The sequence below is a fragment of the Leifsonia sp. KNZ12-8B genome, assembly GCF_056755495.1.
The window spans coordinates 1-20440 of sequence record NZ_JBPGXM010000031.1 but is presented as its reverse complement, the minus strand read 5'-3'; the positions used below and the strand labels follow the sequence as shown (position 1 = coordinate 20440).

Genomic DNA, 20440 nt, shown 5'->3' with positions numbered 1-20440 from the left:
TGTCAATGGCCTCCACCGGGCCCCCGCCGCCCGGTAGGTTGGCTGGACACGACGATCGGAGGCCCTGTGACCGAGCCCGGTTCCCACCACGCCCGCACGGATGCCGGGGTCGCCCGGTGAGCCCGGTGAGCAGGGACGGCTCCTTCGCGTATCCGCTCGGCGTCACCCTCGTCGAGGGCGGTGCCAACGTCGCCGTCTACAGCGAGCGCGCCGACCGTGTGACCGTCAGCCTGTTCCGCGAGGACGGCACCGAGGAGCGCACCGACCTCCCGAACCGCACCGGTCACGTCTTCCACGGCATCGTGCCGAACATGAACCCCGGCGACCGCTACGGCCTGCGCGTCGACGGGCCATGGGCCCCGGAGGCGGGCCTCCGCTTCTCCCCCGCCAAGGTGCTGCTCGAACCGCACACGCAGGCGGTCACCGGCGCCTTCGACATGACGCAGGCCGTCTTCGGGCACCGGCTCGACAAGCCGAAGCGCCGCGACGACACCGACGGCGCCGGCCATGTCGCGCTGGGCGTCGTCACCGACAACCGCGCCTTCGACTGGGGCGACCACGAGCGGCCCAGCATCCCGCTGTCGGAGTCGATCATCTACGAGGTGCACCTCAAGGGCTTCACCAAGCTGATGGAGAAGGTGCCGGAGGAGCTGCGCGGCACCTACGCCGGCCTCGCCAACGACGCCGCGATCGAGTACCTCACCGGTCTCGGCGTGACCGCGGTCGAGCTGCTGCCGGTGCACCAGTTCCTGCAGGACTCCCACCTGCTCGAGAAGGGCCTCCGCAACTACTGGGGCTACAACTCCATCGGCTTCTTCGCCCCGCACAACGAGTACGCGGCGACCGGCGACCGCGGCCAGGTCGACGAGTTCAAGGGGATGGTGAAGGCGCTGCACAAGGCCGGCATCGAGGTCATCCTCGACGTCGTCTACAACCACACCGCCGAGGGCAACGACAAGGGCCCCACCCTCAGCTTCAAGGGCATCGACAACCCCTCGTACTACCGGCTGGTGGAGGGCGACGCGGCTCACTACTTCGACACGACCGGCACGGGCAACAGCGTCAACGTCAGCCACCCCGCGGCGCTGCAGCTCATCATGGACTCGCTGCGCTACTGGGTGACCGAGATGCACGTCGACGGCTTCCGCTTCGACCTGGCCACTACGCTGACCAGGCAGGGCGGCGACGCCAGCCTCCACAGCGCCTTCCTCACGCTCTGCCAGCAGGACCCGGTGCTCTCGACGGTCAAGCTGATCGCCGAGCCGTGGGATGTCGCCGGCTACCAGCTGGGCGGCTTCCCGGCCGACTGGTCGGAGTGGAACGGCAAGTTCCGCGACGACGTGCGCGACTTCTGGCGCGGCACCGAGGGGATGCTGGCGACGCTCTCGCAGCGCGTGCTCGGCAGCCCCGACATCTACGAGGAGTCCCGCCGGGCGCCGCTCTCGAGCGTCAACTTCGTCACGGCGCACGACGGCTTCACGCTCGCCGACCTCACCAGCTACGAGCAGAAGCACAACGAGGCCAACGGCGAGGACAACAACGACGGGGAGTCCGACAACCGCTCGCGCAACTACGGCGTCGAGGGTCCGACGGACGACCCGGACATCCTCGCGATCCGCACGCGTCAGCGGAAGAACTTCCTCGCCACCGTGCTCCTCTCGGCCGGTGTGCCGATGATCCTCGGCGGCGACGAGATCGCCCGCACCCAGCAGGGCAACAACAACGCGTACTGCCAGGACAACGAGATCTCGTGGTTCGACTGGCAGCACGCCGACTGGGAGCTGCGCGACTTCACCGAGAAGCTCATCCGCCTCCGCCGCGCCGAGCCGGCCCTCCGCCCGGAGTGGTACCGGCAGGCGCCCGACGTCGGCGGCGTGGACACGGTGTGCATCCTCCGCGCCGACGCCGAGTTCTTCGCCGACGAGGATTGGGACGACCCGGAGGCGCGGTCGATCGCCTTCCAGCTGATGCACGAGGGCTCCGACTCGTTCCTGCTGATGCTCAACGCCGCGGCGAACGGCGTGGAGTTCACGCTGCCGGAGCCTCCCGGGGCGCACTGGGAGCTGGAGCTGTCGAGCGACCCCGAGCTCGCGCTGAACGACGGCGAGAGCGTGATCGTCGGCGAGACCTCCTTCGCGCTGCTCCGCTCGCGGGCCGGCTGATGGCCGAGACCGAGATCCCCGCGCTGCTCGGCCGCTACCGCCCGCAGAACCTGATCGGGCGCGGCGGCGAGGCCAGCATCTTCCGAGCGGTCGACGAGATCCTCGGCCGGGAGGTCGCGATCAAGCTGTACCGGTCGGGCGGCGAGGAGGAGATGGCGCAGTACCGTACCGAGCAGATGGCGCTCGCGCGGCTCAGCCACCACGGCATCGTGTCGCTGATCGACGCGGGCATCGACTACTCCTCGCTGCGCGACCCGCGGCCGTTCCTCATCATGGAGCTGGTCTCCGGGACCGACCTCGCGACCGCGCTGGACGAGCGCGAGCTGTCGACGGAGGAGATCGCCGAGATCGCCTACGACGTCTCCGAAGCGCTGGAGTACGTGCACGCGAACGGCGTCATCCACCGCGACATCAAGCCGTCCAACATCATGCTGGTGACCTACGGTACGACGACGTTCCGCGCGCGTGCCCGCCTCACCGACTTCGGGATCGCGATCGGCCTCCCCGCGTCGCAGCAGCACCAGGAGGAGGGCAAGACCACCGGCACCGCGGCCTACCTGAGCCCGGAGCAGGCGTCCCGCCGCCCGGCCACCGCGGCGAGCGACATCTACTCGCTCGGGCTGGTGCTGCTGGAGTGCTTCACGCGCAGCGTGGCCTACCCCGGCTCGGACGCGATCGAGTCGGCGCTCGCCCGGCTGAGCGCCGACCCGCCGGTCCCCGACGACCTGCCCGGCGAGTGGACGCGGCTGCTGCGCGCCATGACCGCCCGCGACCCGGCCGACCGGCCGACCGCGGAGCAGCTGACGCCGCTCTTCCGCGAGGCCGTCATCGAGGCCGCGGGGTTGGCGACGCGGACCTGACGCTGGCTAGAGTCGCGGCGTGACCACCGACTCCGGACTTCTCGACAGCGGCCTCCTGCGCCTCGACGACGGCGCCGAGCTCTACTGGGAGTCGTCGGGGGCTCCCGACGGCGTCCCCGCGGTGTGGCTGCACGGCGGCCCGGGTTCCGGACTCGCCGCCGGCGGCTACCGGAACCGGTTCGATCCCGCCCGCAATCTGATCGTCGGTCTCGACCAGCGAGGATGCGGGCGCAGCCGGCCGCTCGTCGTCGACGACCTCGGCGCCCTGGGCGGCATCACGACCCAGCGGATGATCGCCGACCTGGAGGCCCTGCGCGAGCACCTCGGGATCGAGCGCTGGATCGTGACCGGCGCATCCTGGGGCAGCACGCTCGCACTCGCGTACGCCGTCGCCCATCCGGAGCGCGTGCTCGGCGTCGTCGTGTTCGCGGTGACGACCACCTCGCGCGACGAGGTCGACTGGATCACGGAGGGCGTCGGGCGCGTCTTCCCGGAGGCCTGGCAGGCCTTCGCGGCCGCCGCGGGCCGCCTCCCGGGCGAGCGGGTCGTGGAGGCGTACGCCCGGCGTCTGGCGGGACCGGACGCGGAGGACCGCGCCCGCGCCGCAGACGACTGGGACGCCTGGGAGTCGACCCACGTCTCGCTCGACCCGGCCTGGCAGCCCGGCCCGCTGCACGAGGACGCGGCGCAGCGTGCCGTGTTCGCGACCTTGGTCACGCACCTCTGGGCGAACGACGCCTTCCTCCCCGGCGACGAGGCGATCCTGGAGCGCACGGACCGGCTGGCCGACGTGCCCGTCGTGCTCATCCACGGCCGCCGCGACATCAGCGGGCCGGTTATCACGGCCTGGCGGCTGCACCAGCGCCTCCCGCACAGCGAGCTGCACGTCGTGGAGGACGAGGGGCACGGCGGTCCGGTGTCGGTCGAGCTGATGCGGGAGGCCGTGGCCCGGCTGACCGCGGAGGCGCGAAATCTGCCCGACATCCCGGCCTCATAGCCTGTCTGTCATGAGCGTCATGAGTGTCAGCATCGCCCGCGCCGACTTCGCGGATCCCGCCCTCGCCGCCTTCCTTCAGGCGCACCTGGACGACATGGAGCCGACGGCGCCGCCCGAGAGCCGGCACGCGCTCGACCTCGCTGCGCTGCAGCGACCGGAGGTGCGGCTGTGGACGGCCTCCGTCGACGACGCCATCGTCGGGACGGTCGCTCTCGCGGCCCTCGAACCGCAGCACGAGGAGCTGAAGAGCATGCGCACCGACCCGGAGCAGCGGGGCAAGGGCATCGCCGCGCAGCTGCTGGAGTTCGTGCTCGAGGATGCGCGGGCGCGGGGCGTCGCGCGCATCTCTCTCGAGACGGGAGCGATGGACTTCTTCGCGCCGGCCCGCCGCCTGTACGAGCGCGCCGGCTTCGAGCCGTGCGGGCCGTTCGGAAAGTACACCGACGACCCCCTCAGCGCCTACTACACGCTGGCGCTCTGACGACGAAGCCGCCGCCCCTCCCGGTGTGGGGGAGGGACGGCGGCTTCAGGTGCGGGAAGGCCGGATTCAGCTCTCCCGCGCGCGGCGGCGGACGATCAGCAGCAGACCGCCGGCCAGGAGCAGGGCCAGTGCCCCGATCCCGAACGGGAGGGCGTCCAGGCCGGTGTGCGCCAGCGTGTCGAACACCGGAGCCCCGGTCGTGGCGGCGACCATCGGCTGCGGCTGCGAACCGGGCGTCAACGGGGGCAGCGGCACGGTGACCGTATTGCTCCCCGCCTCGACGGGCGTCTCCTTCTCCTCCTGCTTTCCGTGCGCCCACGCCGTGTTCACGACGGAGCCACGGGCCACGTCCTCCGCCGTGAGGGCGTAGGTCGCGGTCGCGGTGACCGACTGGCCGGGCTCCAGCCGCCCGACCGCACCCGGCCACGCGCCGAAGGCGACGGGGCTGATGCCGTCCAGCGGGTCGCTGATCGACACGCTCGTGAGCGGGACGGTTCCGCTGTTCGTCACGACGAATGCGAAGTACACGGTGTCACCGACGCGACCGAGAGCGCCCTCGGCGAGCGAGCCGGACTTGGTCAGCTCCATGCCGGGCGTCCCGAGCTCCAGCACTTGTCCCGGCAGGGGCAGGGTCGCCGGAGCCTCCGGCGACGTCACGCCCGCGCCGGACGGGGTACGCCCGGCCGCCGTCGCGACGTTGCCCACCGAGCCGGCCTCGACGTCCGCCGCGGTCACGATGTACGTCGCCCGCGCCGTCGCCGACTGCCCCGGCGCGAGCACGCCCGCGGCGCCCGGCCAGGAGTAGACCGGGGTCGACATCCCGGCCAGCCGGTCGGTGATGGAGACGCCGTCGAGCGTCACGCCACCGGTGTTCGTCACCGAGAACGTGTACTCCACCGCGTCACCCGCCGCGCCGGCGGACCCCGCCGAGAACACCGCGGTCTTCGTCAGCGCCAGTCCGGCCGTCGGGTTGAGCGGCACCACGGCCTGCGCGGGAGGCGCGTCGACGGTCTCGCCGTCGGGCGCCGTGCCGGTGCCGGTGGCGACGTTCGTCACCGAGCCGGCGTCCACGTCCGCCTGGGCGATCGTGTACGTCGCGGTGGCCGTGGCGGACTGCCCGGGGGCGAGCACCCCGGCCGCGCCGGGCCACGCGTAGTCGAGCGCCGACATCCCGTCGAGCCGGTCGTCGACCGAGACGGAGGTCAGGGTCACGCCGCCGGTGTTGGTGACGGTGAACGTGTACCCGACCTGGTCGCCCGCGGCGCCGGCCTCGCCGGACGCGAGAGCGGCCTTCTTGACGACCGCCAGCCCGGGCGCCGGGTCGAGCGGCACGACCGCCTCCGCCGGACCGGCCGGGACGGACCCGCCCTGCGGCGTCTCGGCCGTCGCGGTGGCGGTGTTCGCCAGGGCGCCGGCGTCGACGTCCGCCTGCGTCAGTACGTAGGTCGCGGTCGCCGTCGCCTGCTCGCCCGGAGCGAGCGTGCCCGCCGCACCCGGCCAGCTGTAGGCGATCGCGGACAGGCCGGACAGCCGATCGGCGATGGTCACCGACGTCAGGGTGACGGTGCCGGTGTTCGTCACGGCGAACGAGTAGTCCACCGTGTCACCGGCCACGCCGGTCGCCCCGGCCGCCAGCGTGCCCGTCTTCGCGATGGACAGCGCCGGCGCAGGCGCCAGCGGAACCACCGCCTGCGCGGGACCGCCGGGGACCGTGTCCCCGCCCGGGTCGACCGCCGTAGCCGAGGCGACGTTGAGGACCGAGCCGGCGTCGACATCCGCCTGCGTCACGGTGTACGTGGCGGTCGCCGTCGCGACCTGTCCGGGCGCGAGCACGCCCGCCGCCCCGGGCCACGTGTACCGGATGGCCGTGAGGCCGGCCAGCCGGTCGCTGATGGACACCGCCGTCAGCGTCACGGAGCCCGTGTTCGTCGCGGTGAACCGGTACTCGACGGTGTCTCCCGCCGCGCCGGCGGCTCCCGCCGCGAGCGCGCCGGTCTTGGTCAGCGTGAGCCCGGAGGCTCCGGCCACCGGCACCACGACCTGGGCCGGAGGGGCCTGCACGGTCGAGCCGTCCGGTGCCGAGCCCGTCGCCGTGGCGACGTTGGTGACCGACCCGGCGTCCACGTCCGCCTGCGTCAGCACGTACGTGGCGGTCGCGGTCGCGGAGGCGCCGGGGGCCAGCACGCCCGCGGCCGCCGGCCAGGCGTAGGTGATCCCGGACAGCCCGGCCAGCTGGTCGTCGATCGACACGCTCGTCGCGGTCGCGGAGCCGGAGTTCGTCACCGTGAACCGGAAGTCCACGGTGTCGCCCGCCTTCCCGGTCGCACCCGACGCCAGGGCGCCGGTCTTGACCAGGGTCAGTTGCGGAGCGGCATCCACCGGCACCACGGCCTCCGCGGGAGGCGCGGTCACGGTCGAACCGTCCGGCGTCTTCCCGTTCGCGGTGGCGACGTTCTTCACCGAGCCGGCATCCAGATCGGCCTGCGTCAGCGTGTACGACGCGGTGGCCGTCGCGGACTGGCCAGGAGCAAGAGTCCCGGCGCTGCCCGGCCACGCGTAGGTGATCGCCGACAGCCCGGCCAGCTGGTCGCTGATCGACACACCCGTCGCCGTCACGGAACCGGAATTGGTGACGGTGAAGGCGAACTGCACCTGGTCACCGACCGCACCGGTCGCACCGGTCGCCAGGGCGCCGGTCTTGACCAGGGTGAGCGCGGGAGCGGCGACGAGCGGAACGGCGGCCTGCGCCGGCCCGGTCGCGATCGGAGAACCATCCGGAGCCTTACCCGCCGCCGTCGCGACGTTCAGCACCGAGCCGGCGTCGACATCGGCCTGCTTCACCACGTACGTGGCGGTCCCCGTGGCCGACTGGCCCGGAGCCAGGGTCCCGGCGCTGCCCGGCCACGCATACGTGATCGCGGAGACCCCGGCCAGCTGGTCGCTGAGCGACACACCCGTCGCCGTCACGGAACCCGAGTTGGTCACGGTGAAGCGGAACTCCACCGTGTCGCCCGCCTTCCCGGTCGCACCCGACGCCAGCGCACCGGTCTTCACCAGTGTCAGTTGCGGAGCGGCATCCACCGGCACCACGGCCTCGGCCGGAGGCGCAGTCACGGTCGAACCGTCCGGCGTCTTCCCGTTCGCGGTGGCGACGTTCTTCACCGAGCCGGCATCCAGATCGGCCTGCGTCAGCGTGTACGACGCGGTCGCCGTGGCCGAGGCGCCGGGGGCGAGCACACCCGCCGCGGCCGGCCACGCATACGTGATCGCGGAGACCCCGGCCAGCTGGTCGCTGATCGACACACCCGTCGCGGTCACGGAACCCGAGTTGGTGACGGTGAACCGGAACTCCACGGTGTCACCCGCCTTCCCGGTCGCACCGGTCGCCAGGGCGCCGGTCTTGACCAGGGTGAGCGCGGGAGCGGCGACGAGCGGAACGGCGGCCTGCGCCGGCCCGGTCGCGATCGGAGAACCATCCGGAGCCTTACCCGCCGCCGTTGCGACGTTCAGCACCGAGCCGGCATCGACATCGGCCTGCTTCACCACGTACGTGGCAGTCGCCGTGGCGGAGGCCCCGGGGGTGAGCACACCCGCCGCGGCCGGCCACGCATACGTGATCGCCGACAGGCCGGCCAGCTGGTCGCTGATCGACACCCCGGTCGCGGTCACGGAACCCGAGTTGGTCACGGTGAAGCGGAACTCCACCGTGTCACCCGCCTTCCCGGTCGCACCCGATGCGAGCGCACCGGTCTTCACCAGGGTCAGCGCAGGAGCCGGAGTCACGGGCACGACCGCCTGTGCGGGCGCGCCGTCGACCGGGGAGCCGTCCGGTGCGCCGGCGTGCGGCACCGCGACATTCGTCACGGCACCCGCATCGACGTCCGCCTGGGTCAGCGTGTACGTCGCGGTCGCGGTCACCTTCTGGCCGGGCGCGAGAGCACCCGCCGCCGCCGGCCACGCGTAGGTGAGCGCGGAGACGCCCGGCAGCTGGTCCGCGATCGACACTCCGGTCAGGGTCGTGGTCCCGGTGTTGGTCGCGGTGAAGCCGAAGTTCACGGCGTCACCCGCCGTGCCCGTCGCCCCTGGGGCGAGCGCACCGGTCTTGACCAGCGCGATCGACGGCGCCGCGACGAGCGGCACCCGGGCCTGCGCCGGACCCGCCTCGACGGGGTCTCCCGACGGGTCGGTGGCGGTGGCGGTGGCGACGTTGGTCACCGCGCCTGCATCCACGTCCGCCTGCGTCAGCGTGTACGACGCCGTGGCCGAGGCCGTCTGTCCCGGCGAGAGCTCACCGGGAGCGCCCGGCCAGGCGTACGTGATGGCGGTGAGCCCCGGCAGCTGGTCGGCGATGGACACGCCGGTCAGCGAGACCGAGCCCGCGTTGGTCAGCGTGAAGGCGAAGTCGACCGGGTCGCCGGCCTTGCCGGTCGCACCGGACGCGAGCGCGCCGGTCTTGGTGAGCTCCAGCTCCGGCGCCTGCCCGAGCGGCAGCTCGGCCGAGGACTCGTTGCTGTTCACCAGCGCGCGGCTCATCCGGCCCAGCAGCTCGCCGTGCGAGATCGCGGTGTTCCAGACTCCGCCGGCGTCGACGTCGGCCTGCTTGATCACGTACGTCGCGGTCGCGACGACGCTCTCGCCCGGCTTGAGGATGCCGTCGGCACCCGGCCACTGGTAGCTCATCGCGGACAGCCCGTCGAGCGGGTCGACGATCACGACGTTCTTCAGGGAGAGCGCGCCGGTGTTGGTGGACGTGAACCGGTAGGTCACCACGTCGCCGGCGCTGCCGCCGGTGACGCCGGCGATCTCCTTGTGCAGGCGCAGCGTCGGCGTCGCACCCAGCGGCACCGTCGCCGGTGCCTGACCGCCGTCGACCCGGCTTCCGTCGGGCGCGCGTCCGGCCGACGTCGCCACGTTGGCGACGGCGCCCGCGTCGGCGTCCTCCTGCGTGACCGTGTACGTCGCGGTCGCGGTGACGGTCTGCCCCGGCTTGAGGGTTCCCGGCGTGCCCGGCCAGCTGTACGTGAGGGCGGACAGCCCAGGCAGCGGGTCCGTGATCGCCACGGCGGTCAGGGTGGTCGGGCCGGTGTTCGTCGCGGAGAACGTGTAGTTCACCGTGTCACCCGCCTTGCCGACCTGACCCGTCGCGAGCGCGGCCGTCTTGGTGATGTTCAGCGAGGCGCCCTGCGCGAGCGGAACGGTCGCGGGGGCCTTGCCACCGTCGACAGGGGAGCCATCGGGCGCCCGGCCTCCGGAGGCCGCGATGTTCGAGATCGAGCCCGCATCGACGTCGGCCTGCTTCACCGTGTAGGTCGCCGTCGCCGTGACCGTCTGGCCCGGCTTGAGCGTCCCGGCGGTGCCCGGCCAGCTGTAGGTCAGCGCAGAGAGCCCGGGCAGCGGGTCCGCGATGACGACCTCGGTCAGCGTGGTCGGGCCCGTGTTGGTCGCCGAGAACGTGTAGTTCACGGTGTCGCCGGCCTTGCCGGTCTGACCGGCCGCGAGCGCGGCCGTCTTGGTGATGTTCAGCGACGCGCCCTGCGTGAGCGGCACCGTCGCGGGCGCCTTGCCGCCGTCGACCGGCGTGCCGTCGGGGGCCGTGCCGGCCGAGGACGCGACGTTCGAGACGGCGCCCGAGTCGACATCCGACTGCTTCACGATGTAGGTCGCGGTCGCCGTCACCGTCTGGCCCGGCTTGAGCGTCCCGGCCGAGCCCGGCCAGGTGTACGCGAGGGCGGAGAGGCCCGGCAGCGGGTCGGTGATGGAGACGTGGGTGAGCGTGGTCGGGCCGGTGTTGGTCGCGGAGAACGTGTAGTTCACCGTGTCCCCTGCCTTGCCGATCTGACCCGCCGCCAGCGCGGCCTTCTTGGTGACGTTGAGCGAGGCCCGGTCATCCAGCGGCACGGTCGCAGACGCCTTGCCGCCATCGACGGGGCTCCCGTCCGGGGCCGTGCCCGAGGAGGTGGCCACGTTGGACACCGAACCGGCATCCACGTCGGCCTGCTTCACCGTGTAGGTCGCCGTCGCCGTCACCTTCTGACCCGGCGCGAGCGTTCCGGCCGTGCCGGGCCAGCTGTACTCGAGCGCCGAGAGGCCAGGCAGCGGGTCGGTGATGACCACGTTCGTGAGCGTCGTCGGGCCCGTGTTCGTCGCAGTGAACGTGTAGGTGATGGTGTCGCCGGCCTTGCCGGTCGCACCGTCGCCGAGTGCGGCCGTCTTCGTGATGTTCAGCGCGGCGCCCGACGTCAACGGGACCGTCGCCGGAGCCTTGCCGCCGTCGACCGGCTTGCCGTCCGGAGCCTTGCCCGTGGAGGAGGCGACGTTCGAAACGGATCCGGCATCGACGTCCGCCTGCTTCACGGTGTACGTCGCCGTGGCGGTGACCTTCTGCCCGGGCTTGAGCGTTCCCGGCGTTCCGGGCCAGGAGTAGACGAGCGCGGACAGCCCCGGCAACGGGTCGGTGATGACCACGTTCGTGAGGGTCGTCGGACCGGTGTTCGTCGCGGAGAACGTGTAATTCACGGTGTCGCCCGCCTTGCCCGACTGCCCGGCGGCCAACGCGGCCGTCTTGGTGACGTTCAGCGACGCGCCCGCCGCCAGCGGAACCGTCGCGGGGGCCTTGCCGCCGTCGACGGGGTTGCCGTCCGGCCCCTTGGCCGACGAGGAGGCCACGTTGGACACCGAACCGGCATCCACGTCCGCCTGCTTCACGGTGTACGTCGCCGTGGCGGTGACCTTCTGCCCGGGGGCGAGCGTGCCCGCGGCACCCGGCCACGTGTAGGTCAGCGCCGACAGGCCCGGGAGCGGGTCGGTGATGGCCACGTTCGTCAGCGTCGTCGGACCGGTGTTCGTCGCGGAGAACGTGTAGTTCACCGTGTCGCCCGCCTTGCCGGTCTGGCCGGCGGCCAGGGCGGCGGTCTTGGTGACGTTCAGCGACGCGGTGCGGACCAGAGGGACCGTCGCCGTCGCGTTGTTCGACTGCACAGGTGCGCCGGAGGGGGTGGTTCCGTTGGCGACGGCGACGTTCGACACCGAGCCGGCGTCGATGTCCGCCTGCTTGAGCGTGTAGGTCGCGGTCGCGGTGACCCGCTGGCCCGGCTGCAGGACTCCCGGAGCGCCCGGCCACTGATACGTCAGCGCGCTCAGCCCGGCGAGCCGGTCACTGACCGTGACGCCGTTCACGGTCACGCGACCCGTGTTGATCACGGTGAACGTGTACTGCACCACGTCTCCCGCGACGCCGGACTGGCCGGGAGTGAGCTGCGCCGACTTGGTCAGCGTGAGCTCGGGCGCGACGTTGAGCGGCACGGTGGCCTGCGCCGGACCGGAGGGGACGTTCGCGCCGTTGGGCGCGCGGCCGGTGGCGGTGGCGACGTTGTTCACCGAACCGGCGTCGATGTCCTTCTGAGCCAGCACGTAGGTCGCGGTCGCGGTGACCGACTGACCAGGCGTCAGCACGCCCGGAGCACCCGGCCACTGGTAGGTCAGTGCGCTCATCCCGGCGAGCTGGTCGACCACGGACACGTTGGTCAGGGTCTGGTCGCCGGTGTTGGTGGCGGTGAACGTGTACTCCACCCGGTCACCGACCACCCCCTGCGCCCCCACGGCGAGCTTCGCCGTCTTGGTCAACGCCAGCTTCGGGTTCCCAGCCAGCGGGATCGACACCGACGCCTTGCCGCCGTCCACCGGAACCCCGGCCAGGGTGGCGCCGGCGGCGGAAGCGGTGTTGTCCACCCGGCCGGCATCCACATCCGCCTGCGTGATCGTGTAGGTCGCCGTCGCGGTCACCTTCTGCCCCGGCGCCAACATCCCCGGCGTGCCCGGCCACTGATACGTCAGCGCACTCAGCCCGGCGTGCGGGTCGCTGATCGCGACGTTCTGCAACGTCACATCACCGGTGTTGGTCGCCGAGAACGTGTACGTGACCTGATCGCCGGCTTTACCGGTCGCACCCGGCGCCAGCGCACCCTGCTTGGTCATCGAGAGACCCGGCTTCGGGTTCAACGTCACCGTCGCCGGAGCCTTGCCGCCGTCCACCAGTGCGCCACCCGGATCCCGGCCCGTCGCACCCGCGACGTTCGAGACCGCACCGGCATCCACATCCGCCTGCGTCAACCGGTACGTGGCGGTCGCCGTCACCGACTGGCCCGCCAGCAGTGTGCCCGCCGTACCGGGCCACGCGTAGGTGAGCCCCGACAGCCCCGGCAGCGGGTCGGCGATGGTCACCCCGGTCAGCGTCACGTTGCCCGTGTTCGTCGCGGTGAAGGTGTAGTTGACGGTGTCACCGGCTTTGCCGGTTGCGCCGGGAGCCAGCGCCGCCTGCTTGGCGATCGACAGCTTCGGCGCCTGGACCACCGTCGTGGACACCGAGGACGAGTTGTTCGAGGTGTTCGGGTCGGCATCCACGCCCGCGACCGTCGCCGTATTCACGAGCACCGTGCCGTTGGCCGCAGGCGCCGTGCCCGACAGCACGATCGGACCGAGGGAGGCACCGGGCGCGAGCACCGACTGGGTGGCCAGCGTGGGGTCGGAGCAGGAGATGTCCGCCAACGTCGCCAGCGATGGGTTCTGCGTCACGGTGCAGCCCGGTGGGGCGATGGCACAGACGAGGTCCCTGCCGTTGAGCGAACAGCCGGCAGGCGCGGAGACCACGGTCGGGTTCGAGACGTTCGCCGGAACGGCATCCTTGACGACGAAACCGTGGGAGTTCCACTGGCTCAGGTTCGCGACCGAGATGTTCCACGTGAGGGAGCCGTTGCCGGCCACCGTCGCCGGTCCGGACTTGGTGACGGACAGGTCCACCTGCGGAACCAGGAGCGAGCCCATGAACTGGCCGGGAGGAGCCGACAGCAACGGGCAGTAGGTCGTGGTCCACGGGATCACGATGGCGGATCGGTAGTACACCGTGAACGAGTAGCTGCTGATCTTGCCCTTGAGCTGGATCAGGCCCATCTGGTCGGTCGTCGTCCGGTTGATGCAGGTGTTCGCGTCGATCGCGCTCTGCGGGAGCGCCCACGTGGCCGTGCCCGTGTGCGCCCAGCCGCCCCCCGGCTCCTGCATCGTCGAGAACGAGCTGCTCGTCGGGGCCGAGCCGTTGACGTTCGCCAGCGTGCCGTCGTACCAGCCGCTGATGCAGCCCTTGAGGGTGGACTCGGTCGTCGACCAGTAGCGTCCGGTGCTGAAGCCGAACGGGACGATGGGGTCGATCAGCGGCGTCTTGAGGTTGACCGTGTAGGTGAAGGTCTCACAGGTGGCGATCTGCCGGAGGGCTTTGCCGCTCAGGCAGCTGCTGCTGCCGCCGCTGGCGTGCGATGCGGCCCACGAGGCCCCCCAGACGCCCACGTCGAGCGGCTGCTGCGACGAACTGACCGAGAGGGTCGCTCCCGGCAGCGAGGCCAGATTGCCGGGCAGGGTGCCCGTCGCCGCCGTGGTGCTCGTCTTGGTCCACGCCACGTCGGCGGTGCCGGGGTACGACGCGTCCGCCGTGGCGGCGCCGGCCGGCACCAGCACGGCGAACAGCACGGCAAGCACCGCGATCACCGCGATGATCGGGCTGCGCCGTCGGGCCGGACGGCCTCCTTCTCGGGGCTCCGCCGGGGGTGCGGCGAACATGGGGAGCGAGCGCGAGCCGTCCATGTCGTCCTCTCGGATCGGGGACGACGGCAGTACGGGGGTGCGCAAGATCGTCCGCAGGATGTGAAATACAACCTGCAGAATATGTCCACGCGTCGGCGTGGCGATCGGGCCTCCGCGGAATTACGTGGCGGCGGTCGGGACCGTGCGTGCGCCTCCCCTGGCCGACAGTGCGCCGGCGATCGCCGCGGGCACCGTCTCGTCTTGCAGCGAGGTCGTGTCGCCGAGCGGGCGGCCGTGGAAGAGGTCGACGAGGAGGCGGCGCATGATCTTGCCGGAGCGGGTCTTCGGGAGGTCCCCGACGACCACGATGTGCTTCGGCTTCGCGATGGCCCCGATCTCGCGGGTGACCTGCTCGCGCAGCTCCGCCTCCGTCGGCACGGACGATGCCGGGACCACGAAGGCCGCCACCGCCTGCCCGGTCGTGTCGTCGCCGACGCCCACGACCGCCGCCTCCGCGACGCCGCTGTGGGCGACCAGCGCGGACTCGATCTCGATGGTCGAGAGGCGGTGGCCGGAGACGTTGATGACGTCGTCGAGGCGGCCCAGCAGCCAGATGTAGCCGTCGGCGTCGACCGCCGCGCCGTCTCCGGCCAGGAAGTAGCCGCGGTCGGCGTAAGGCCTCCAGTAGGAGTCACGGTACCGCTCCGGGTCGCCCCAGACCGTGCGCGACATGGCGGGCCAGGTGCCGTCGATGACGATCGAGCCTCCCGAGCCTCGCTGCACGTCGTCGCCGTGCTCGTCGACGACGCGGACGGTGACGCCCGGGATCGCGACGGTCGCCGATCCCGGCTTCAAGGCGGTCACCCCGGGCAGTGGGGCGACGATCGCGGCGCCCGACTCCGACTGCCACCAGGTGTCGACGACGGGCGCGCGCCCGCCGCCGATCCGCTCGTGGAACCAGACCCATGCCTCCGGGTTGATCGCCTCCCCCACCGTGCCGAGCAGCCGGATGCTGGAGAGGTCCCAGCCGTCGCCCGGTCCCTCCGGGAACCAGGTCATGAAGGTGCGGATGAGCGTGGGCGCCGTGTAGTAGGTGGTCACGCCGTAGCGCTCGATGATCTCGAAGTGCCGCCCCTGGTGCGGGCTGTTCGGGGTGCCTTCGTAGATGACGGAGGTGGCGCCGTTGGAGAGCGGGCCGTAGAGCACGTAGGTGTGCGCGGTGACCCAGGCGAGGTCCGCGGTGCACCAGTACACGTCGTCCGGCTTGGCGTCGAACAGGGCCCAGTGGCTCCACGATGCCTGCGTCAAGTAGCCGCCGGTGGTGTGGACGACACCCTTCGGCCGCCCGGTCGTTCCGGAGGTGTAGATGATGAACAGGGGCGTCTCGGCGTCGAAGAACTCGGGCTCGTGCGTGTCGGGAGCCGTGTCGACGGCGTCGTGCCACCAGACATCGCGGCCGGGGGTCCACGGGATGTCGGGCGTGAGCCCGCCCGTGCGGCGCACCACGAGGACGTGCTCGATCGCGTTGTCGCCGGCCACCGCGGCGTCGGCGTTGGCCTTCACCGGGACGGCCGCGCCGCGGCGGAACTGCCCGTCGGAGGTGACGAGCAGCTTCGCGCCGGTGTCCTCGACGCGGAACCGCAGCGCCTCCGCCGAGAAGCCGCCGAACACCAGCGAGTGGATCGCGCCGATGCGCGCGATGGCGAGCGTGATGACGACCGTCTCGGGGATGACCGGCAAGTACACGACGACGCGGTCGCCCTTCCCGACGCCGAGGGCCGTGAGGGCGTTCGCCGCCCGGGCGACGCGCCGCTGGAGGTCCGCGTAGGTGATCGTCTCGGTGTCGCCGGGTTCGCCCTCGAAGTGAAGCGCGACCCGGTCGCCGTTGCCGGCCTCCACGTGGCGGTCGACGCAGTTGTACGCGGCGTTCAGCCTCCCGCCGGCGAACCACTCGGCCTGCGGGACGCTCAGCTCGCCGTCGACGCCGGCCATCGCGGGGCGCCAGGTGTGGGCGGTGTGCCAGGGCTCGGCCCAATCCAGGCGCGCGGCCTGCCGCTCCCAGAACGCCACCGGGTCGGCGGCGTCGTCGAAGACGCTCGCGTCGACATTGGCCTGGGCGGCGAAGGCCGCCGGGGGCGGATAGACGCGGGACTCCCGGCCGAGGTTCTCGATCGCGCTGCTCACCCTGACGACGGTAGCCGGGAGGCGGGACGAACCTCCCGCGCACTCGTAAAGTCCCGTAACCCGGGCCAGGATGGGGGGCGTGGATGCACGGGATGCGCTGGACGAGATCGCCTTCTGGCTGGAGCGCGAGCTCGCGCCGAGCTTCAAGGTGCAGGCCTTCCGGCGGGCGGCCGCCACGATCGCGCCGCTGTCGGCGGACGAGCTGGCCGAGCAGGTGTCCGACGGCCGGCTCAAGCGCACGAAGGGCATCGGCGACCGGACGTTCCAGGTCATCTCCCAGGCCGTCGCGGGCGGCGTGCCGGACTACCTCGCCGACCTGCGCGAGCGGAACGCCGAACCCCTGGATGCGCGGGGCGCCGAGCTGCGGGCGAAGCTGAGGGGCGACCTCCACAGCCACACCGAGTGGTCGGACGGCACCACGCCGATCGAGGTCATGGCCGCCGCCGCGCGCACGCTGGGCCGCGAGTACCAGGCGATCACGGACCACTCCCCCAACCTCACCGTCGCGAACGGGCTGAGCGCCGAGCGGCTCGACGAGCAGCTGCGGGTGATCGCCGGCCTCGACACCGGATCCGTCACCCTCCTCACCGGGATCGAGGTGGACATCCTCGAGGACGGGACGCTCGACCAGACGCCCGCTATGCTCGACCGGCTGGATGTCGTGGTCGCGAGCGTGCACTCCAAGCTGCGGTCGGATCGCGCGACGATGACCGAACGGATGCTCGGCGGCATCCGGGACCCGCACACCAACGTGCTCGGGCACTGCACGGGGCGCCTGGTGTCGGGGTCGCGCGGCACCCGGCCGCCGTCGGAGTTCGACGCGGAGGCGGTGTTCGCGGCGTGCGCGGAGCACGGCGTCGCGGTCGAGATCAACTCCCGGCCTGAGCGGCAGGACCCGCCGGACGAGCTGATCACGGTGGCGCTGGAGGCGGGGTGCGTGTTCTCGATCGACACGGATGCGCACGCGCCCGGGCAGCTCGACTTCCTGTCGTACGGCGCGGCGCGCGCGGCGGCGAACGGGGTGCCGGCGGAGCGGATCGTCACCACCTGGCCGCTGGAGCGCCTCCGGAGCTGGCTGGCGAAGGCGTCGTGACGGAGAAGACACCGTGGCCGGTCACCACCGACCGGCTCGTGCTGCGCACCGCCCGCGCCGAGGACGCCGACGCCATGTGGGAGTACCGGCGCCGCCCCGACGTCGACCGCTGGCTCAGCGACCGGCTCGCCGGCCTCGATGCGTGGCGGAGCTTCCAGCGCGACCCCGAGCGCCTGGCCGCCACGCTGATCGTGGAGCGGGACGGCGAGGTGATCGGCGATCTCTACCTCGCCGTGCGCGACGGCTGGGCGCAGCGCGACGTCGCCGGCCGTCCGCACCAGGACGAGGCGGAGATCGGCTGGGTGCTGTCGCCGGACCATCAGGGTCACGGCTACGCGACGGAGGCGGTGCGCGCCCTGCTGCGGGTGTGCTTCGAAGAGCTCGGGGTTCGCCGGCTCGTCGCGAACGCGTTCGCGGACAACGAGGCCTCCTGGCGGCTCATGGAGCGGGTGGGCATGCGGCGGGAGGCCGTCACCGTCCGCGCCTCCCTCCACCGGGATCTCGGCTGGGTCGACGGCGTGACGTACGCGCTCCTCGCCGACGAATGGACGGCGTAGACGGGGTCAGAGGCCCCAGGCGGAGGCGGGGGCCTGCACGATCTCGACCGGGCGGGTGCTCCAGTGAGCGCCGTTCGCGTAGTGGCTGGTGGCCCACGGCGACGCCCAGATGGCGGCGGCGGTCGCGTCGGCGCTGGTGCCCGCCTGCAGGCCCGCGACGATGTCGGGGTAGCCGCGCTGCAGGTTCTTCGCGCAGTACTCGGCGGCGGTGATGAGGTCGGGGTAGCTGCCGAGGCCGGCGCCGCCGCCGGAGCCGTAGCCGTTGTTCAGGGGGTTGTTGCGGTTCCACCAGTCGGGCGGGCCGTTCTCCTGCCGCATCCAGCGCAGCATCACGGTCACGTTGGCGTCGGTCTGCGGCCAGCCGCCGAACATGAGCACGAGCTTCGCCCACGACTCGTTGGTGCCGACCCTGGCGAGGGTCTGGAGGCCGTCGGTGGCCGAGATGCTGTCGCGGTTGACGGCGGGGGCGGCGATGGTCGCGTCGACGGCGAGGTGCTGCTCGGGAGCCGGGACGCCCTCCTGCTGGTCCTGCGCAGGGGCGACGGTCGAGACCGGCGTCACGAGCGAGGCGGCGAGCGCGTCGTCGGTCGGCGCGATTGAGAAGCCGCTCACCAGGGCGACCACGGCGAGCGCGACGCCGAGTCGCTGCTGCAGCGGCATCCGGTGGCGCCGCCGCGGCAGCGCGGCGCGGCGGCCCGCCGAGCGGCGACCGCGGGTGCGCGAGGGGAGGCTGGATGCGGACTGCATACCCGACCGAGGGTACCAAAGGCGTGGTCGAATGGAACCGGGAGGCGCCATGACCGACGCAGCAGAGACCGAGACGGCCGCGAGGGCGGAAGCGGATCCGGGGGCGGGGACGCGCCGCTTCCGTGAGGGCCCGCACCTCCCCGCGCTGGTGGTGACGCTGATCGTCACGGTCGTCGCCGGGCTGTTCGCCGGCACCTACAGTTGGGCGATGGGCGACCCGCAGCCGCACGACATCCCGATCGGCGTGGTGTCGACGTCGTACACGGCGACCGACCTGGAGCGGGAGCTGGAGGCGCGGACCGGCACGACGTTCGAGGTCAGCACCTACGGCACGGAGGGCGCGGCCGAGCGGGCGATCAGCGAGCAGAAGGTGTACGGCGCCTTCGTCGAGCAGCCGGATCAGACCGTGCGCCTGTACGTGTCGAGCGCGTCGGGGGCCTCGGTGGCGCGCCTGCTGCAGTCGGATGCGCTGCGGCTGGAGCAGGCGCTCGGCGTGCCGATCACCGTGATCGACACGCACCCGCTGGGCCCGCGCGACCCGAACGGGCTCGTGCTGTTCTACGTGTCGCTCGCCGCCGTGATCATCGGGTTCGTCGGCGCCATCCAGACGCGGGTCAACGCGGCGAAGCTGACGCTGGGCGGCGAGCTGTTCTGGGACGTCGTGCGGTCGGTGCTCGGCGGGTTCGCGATCGCCTTCACGGTGGGGCCGTTGCTCGGTGTGCTGCCGATCCCCTTCTTCCCGGTCTGGGGCGTGCTGGCGCTGACCATGCTGATCGCCGGGGCGACCTACAGCTTCTGGCGGGTGCTGATCGGCGGCAGGTGGGCGATGCTGCCGACCTGGTTCATCTTCGTGCTGATCAGCAATCCGTCGTCGGGAGGCGCGGTCGCCCCCGAGCTGCTGCCGCCGTTCTACGAGTTCATGGGCCGCTGGCTGCCGACGGGCGCGACGGTGCGGGCGGTGCGCGACCTCACCTACTTCCCCGGCGATCTGCACGCGGAGCCCTACATCGTGCTGGCCGTGTGGCTCGTGGTCGCGCTGGGGCTGTTCGTGGCCGTGCGACTGCTGCGGTACGGTCCGGGGGCGCCGGGCGAGGACCTCCACGAGTGGCGCGGGTGGCCGCGGTCGGGAAAGACGGAGATCTCGGGCGACACGCCGGGGGCGGTCGCGTAACGACGGAGGTCCCGGCCGATCACGGGCGGGACCTCCGGAGTTGCGGACGGCGGTGGGGACGGGCGGCGGTCAGGGCTGCAGGTCGTTCAGGCGCTCCAGCAGCTCGGCGAGGCGGTGGAGGTCGTGGTCGTCCCACTGGCGCAGGCTGCGGTACAGCTTGGCCTGGTCGGCGGCGCGCACCTCGTTGACCGCCTCGATCGCGGCGGGCGTCGCCTCCAGGAAGCTCGCCCGGCGGTCGGTCGGGTCGGTGCGGCGCTCGATGAAGCCGAGATCCTCGAGGACGCGCGTCTGGCGGCTGATCACGCTCTTGTCGGTGCCGAGCAGCTCGGCGAGCCCGCCCGCGTGGATGGGGCCGGTGCGGACCATCGTCGTCAGCAGCTTGTAGCCGAGCGGCTGGAGGTCGGGGTGGACCTTCGCCGCCCGATCGCGCATCTGCGCGCTGACCTGGTTGAACAGCAGGGCGAACTGCTCCTCGACCGCCGCGATCGCCGCGTCGGTCGCGGTGCGCTCGGCCTCCGCGACGGAGCCCGTGCGGGGGGGGGGGGGGCGGGGGGGGGCCCCCGGGGGGGGGTGGGGTGGGGGGGGGTGGAGACGGGGGGGGGGGGGGGGGGGGGGGGG

The 20440-nt window shown here is 72.3% G+C and carries 11 protein-coding genes; 7 read left to right on the top strand and 4 right to left on the bottom strand.

The window, feature by feature from the left end:
- Window positions 1-116 precede the first annotated feature (116 nt).
- From glgX to ACR9ZG_RS07065, 4 genes are read left to right on the top strand one after another with little or no spacing between them, the layout of a single operon-like run.
- A complete protein-coding gene (glgX, locus tag ACR9ZG_RS07080) occupies window positions 117-2162 on the top strand; it encodes a glycogen debranching protein GlgX (RefSeq protein ID WP_481284118.1) in 2046 nt (681 codons plus the stop codon).
- The gene (locus ACR9ZG_RS07075; protein WP_481284117.1) at window positions 2162-3022 is read left to right on the top strand and encodes a serine/threonine-protein kinase; all 861 of its coding nucleotides are present in this window, start codon (window positions 2162-2164) and stop codon (window positions 3020-3022) included. Before glgX ends, ACR9ZG_RS07075 begins: the two co-directional genes overlap by 1 nt.
- 19 nt (window positions 3023-3041) lie before the next feature.
- Window positions 3042-4019 carry an alpha/beta fold hydrolase gene (locus tag ACR9ZG_RS07070; protein ID WP_481284116.1) on the top strand — a complete coding sequence of 326 codons (978 nt, stop codon included), beginning with the start codon at window positions 3042-3044 and terminating at the stop codon, window positions 4017-4019.
- Window positions 4020-4029: 10 nt separating this feature from the next.
- A complete protein-coding gene (locus ACR9ZG_RS07065; RefSeq protein ID WP_481284115.1) occupies window positions 4030-4500 on the top strand; it encodes a GNAT family N-acetyltransferase in 471 nt (156 codons plus the stop codon).
- Between the two features lie 66 nt (window positions 4501-4566).
- Here ACR9ZG_RS07065 and ACR9ZG_RS07060 read toward each other — a convergent pair whose 3' ends face one another.
- Both ACR9ZG_RS07060 and acs read right to left on the bottom strand, forming a co-directional pair.
- Window positions 4567-14130 (bottom strand): beta strand repeat-containing protein, encoded by a 9564-nt coding sequence (locus tag ACR9ZG_RS07060; protein ID WP_481284114.1) that lies wholly within the window; start codon window positions 14128-14130, stop codon window positions 4567-4569.
- Window positions 14131-14250: 120 nt separating this feature from the next.
- Window positions 14251-16254, bottom strand: a complete 2004-nt coding sequence (gene acs / locus ACR9ZG_RS07055; RefSeq protein ID WP_481284113.1) for an acetate--CoA ligase — start codon at window positions 16252-16254, stop codon at window positions 14251-14253.
- Between the two features lie 79 nt (window positions 16255-16333).
- Between acs and ACR9ZG_RS07050 the strand changes: the two genes are divergently transcribed.
- On the top strand, window positions 16334-17347 hold the full coding sequence (locus tag ACR9ZG_RS07050; RefSeq protein WP_481284112.1) for a PHP domain-containing protein: 1014 nt from the start codon (window positions 16334-16336) through the stop codon (window positions 17345-17347).
- Window positions 17344-17904, top strand: coding sequence for a GNAT family N-acetyltransferase (locus ACR9ZG_RS07045; RefSeq protein WP_481284111.1), 561 nt, complete (start codon window positions 17344-17346; stop codon window positions 17902-17904). The genes ACR9ZG_RS07050 and ACR9ZG_RS07045 overlap by 4 nt, the downstream gene beginning before the upstream one ends.
- 6 nt (window positions 17905-17910) lie before the next feature.
- Here ACR9ZG_RS07045 and ACR9ZG_RS07040 read toward each other — a convergent pair whose 3' ends face one another.
- Window positions 17911-18651, bottom strand: coding sequence for a hypothetical protein (locus tag ACR9ZG_RS07040; protein WP_481284110.1), 741 nt, complete (start codon window positions 18649-18651; stop codon window positions 17911-17913).
- Between the two features lie 49 nt (window positions 18652-18700).
- Between ACR9ZG_RS07040 and ACR9ZG_RS07035 the strand changes: the two genes are divergently transcribed.
- Complete coding sequence (locus ACR9ZG_RS07035) at window positions 18701-19822, top strand: hypothetical protein (RefSeq protein ID WP_481284109.1); 1122 nt, start codon at window positions 18701-18703, stop codon at window positions 19820-19822.
- 69 nt (window positions 19823-19891) lie between these two features.
- Here the strand turns inward: ACR9ZG_RS07035 and ACR9ZG_RS07030 are convergent.
- On the bottom strand, window positions 19892-20440 hold a 549-nt coding region (locus tag ACR9ZG_RS07030; RefSeq protein WP_481284108.1), incomplete at its 5' end, for a MarR family winged helix-turn-helix transcriptional regulator.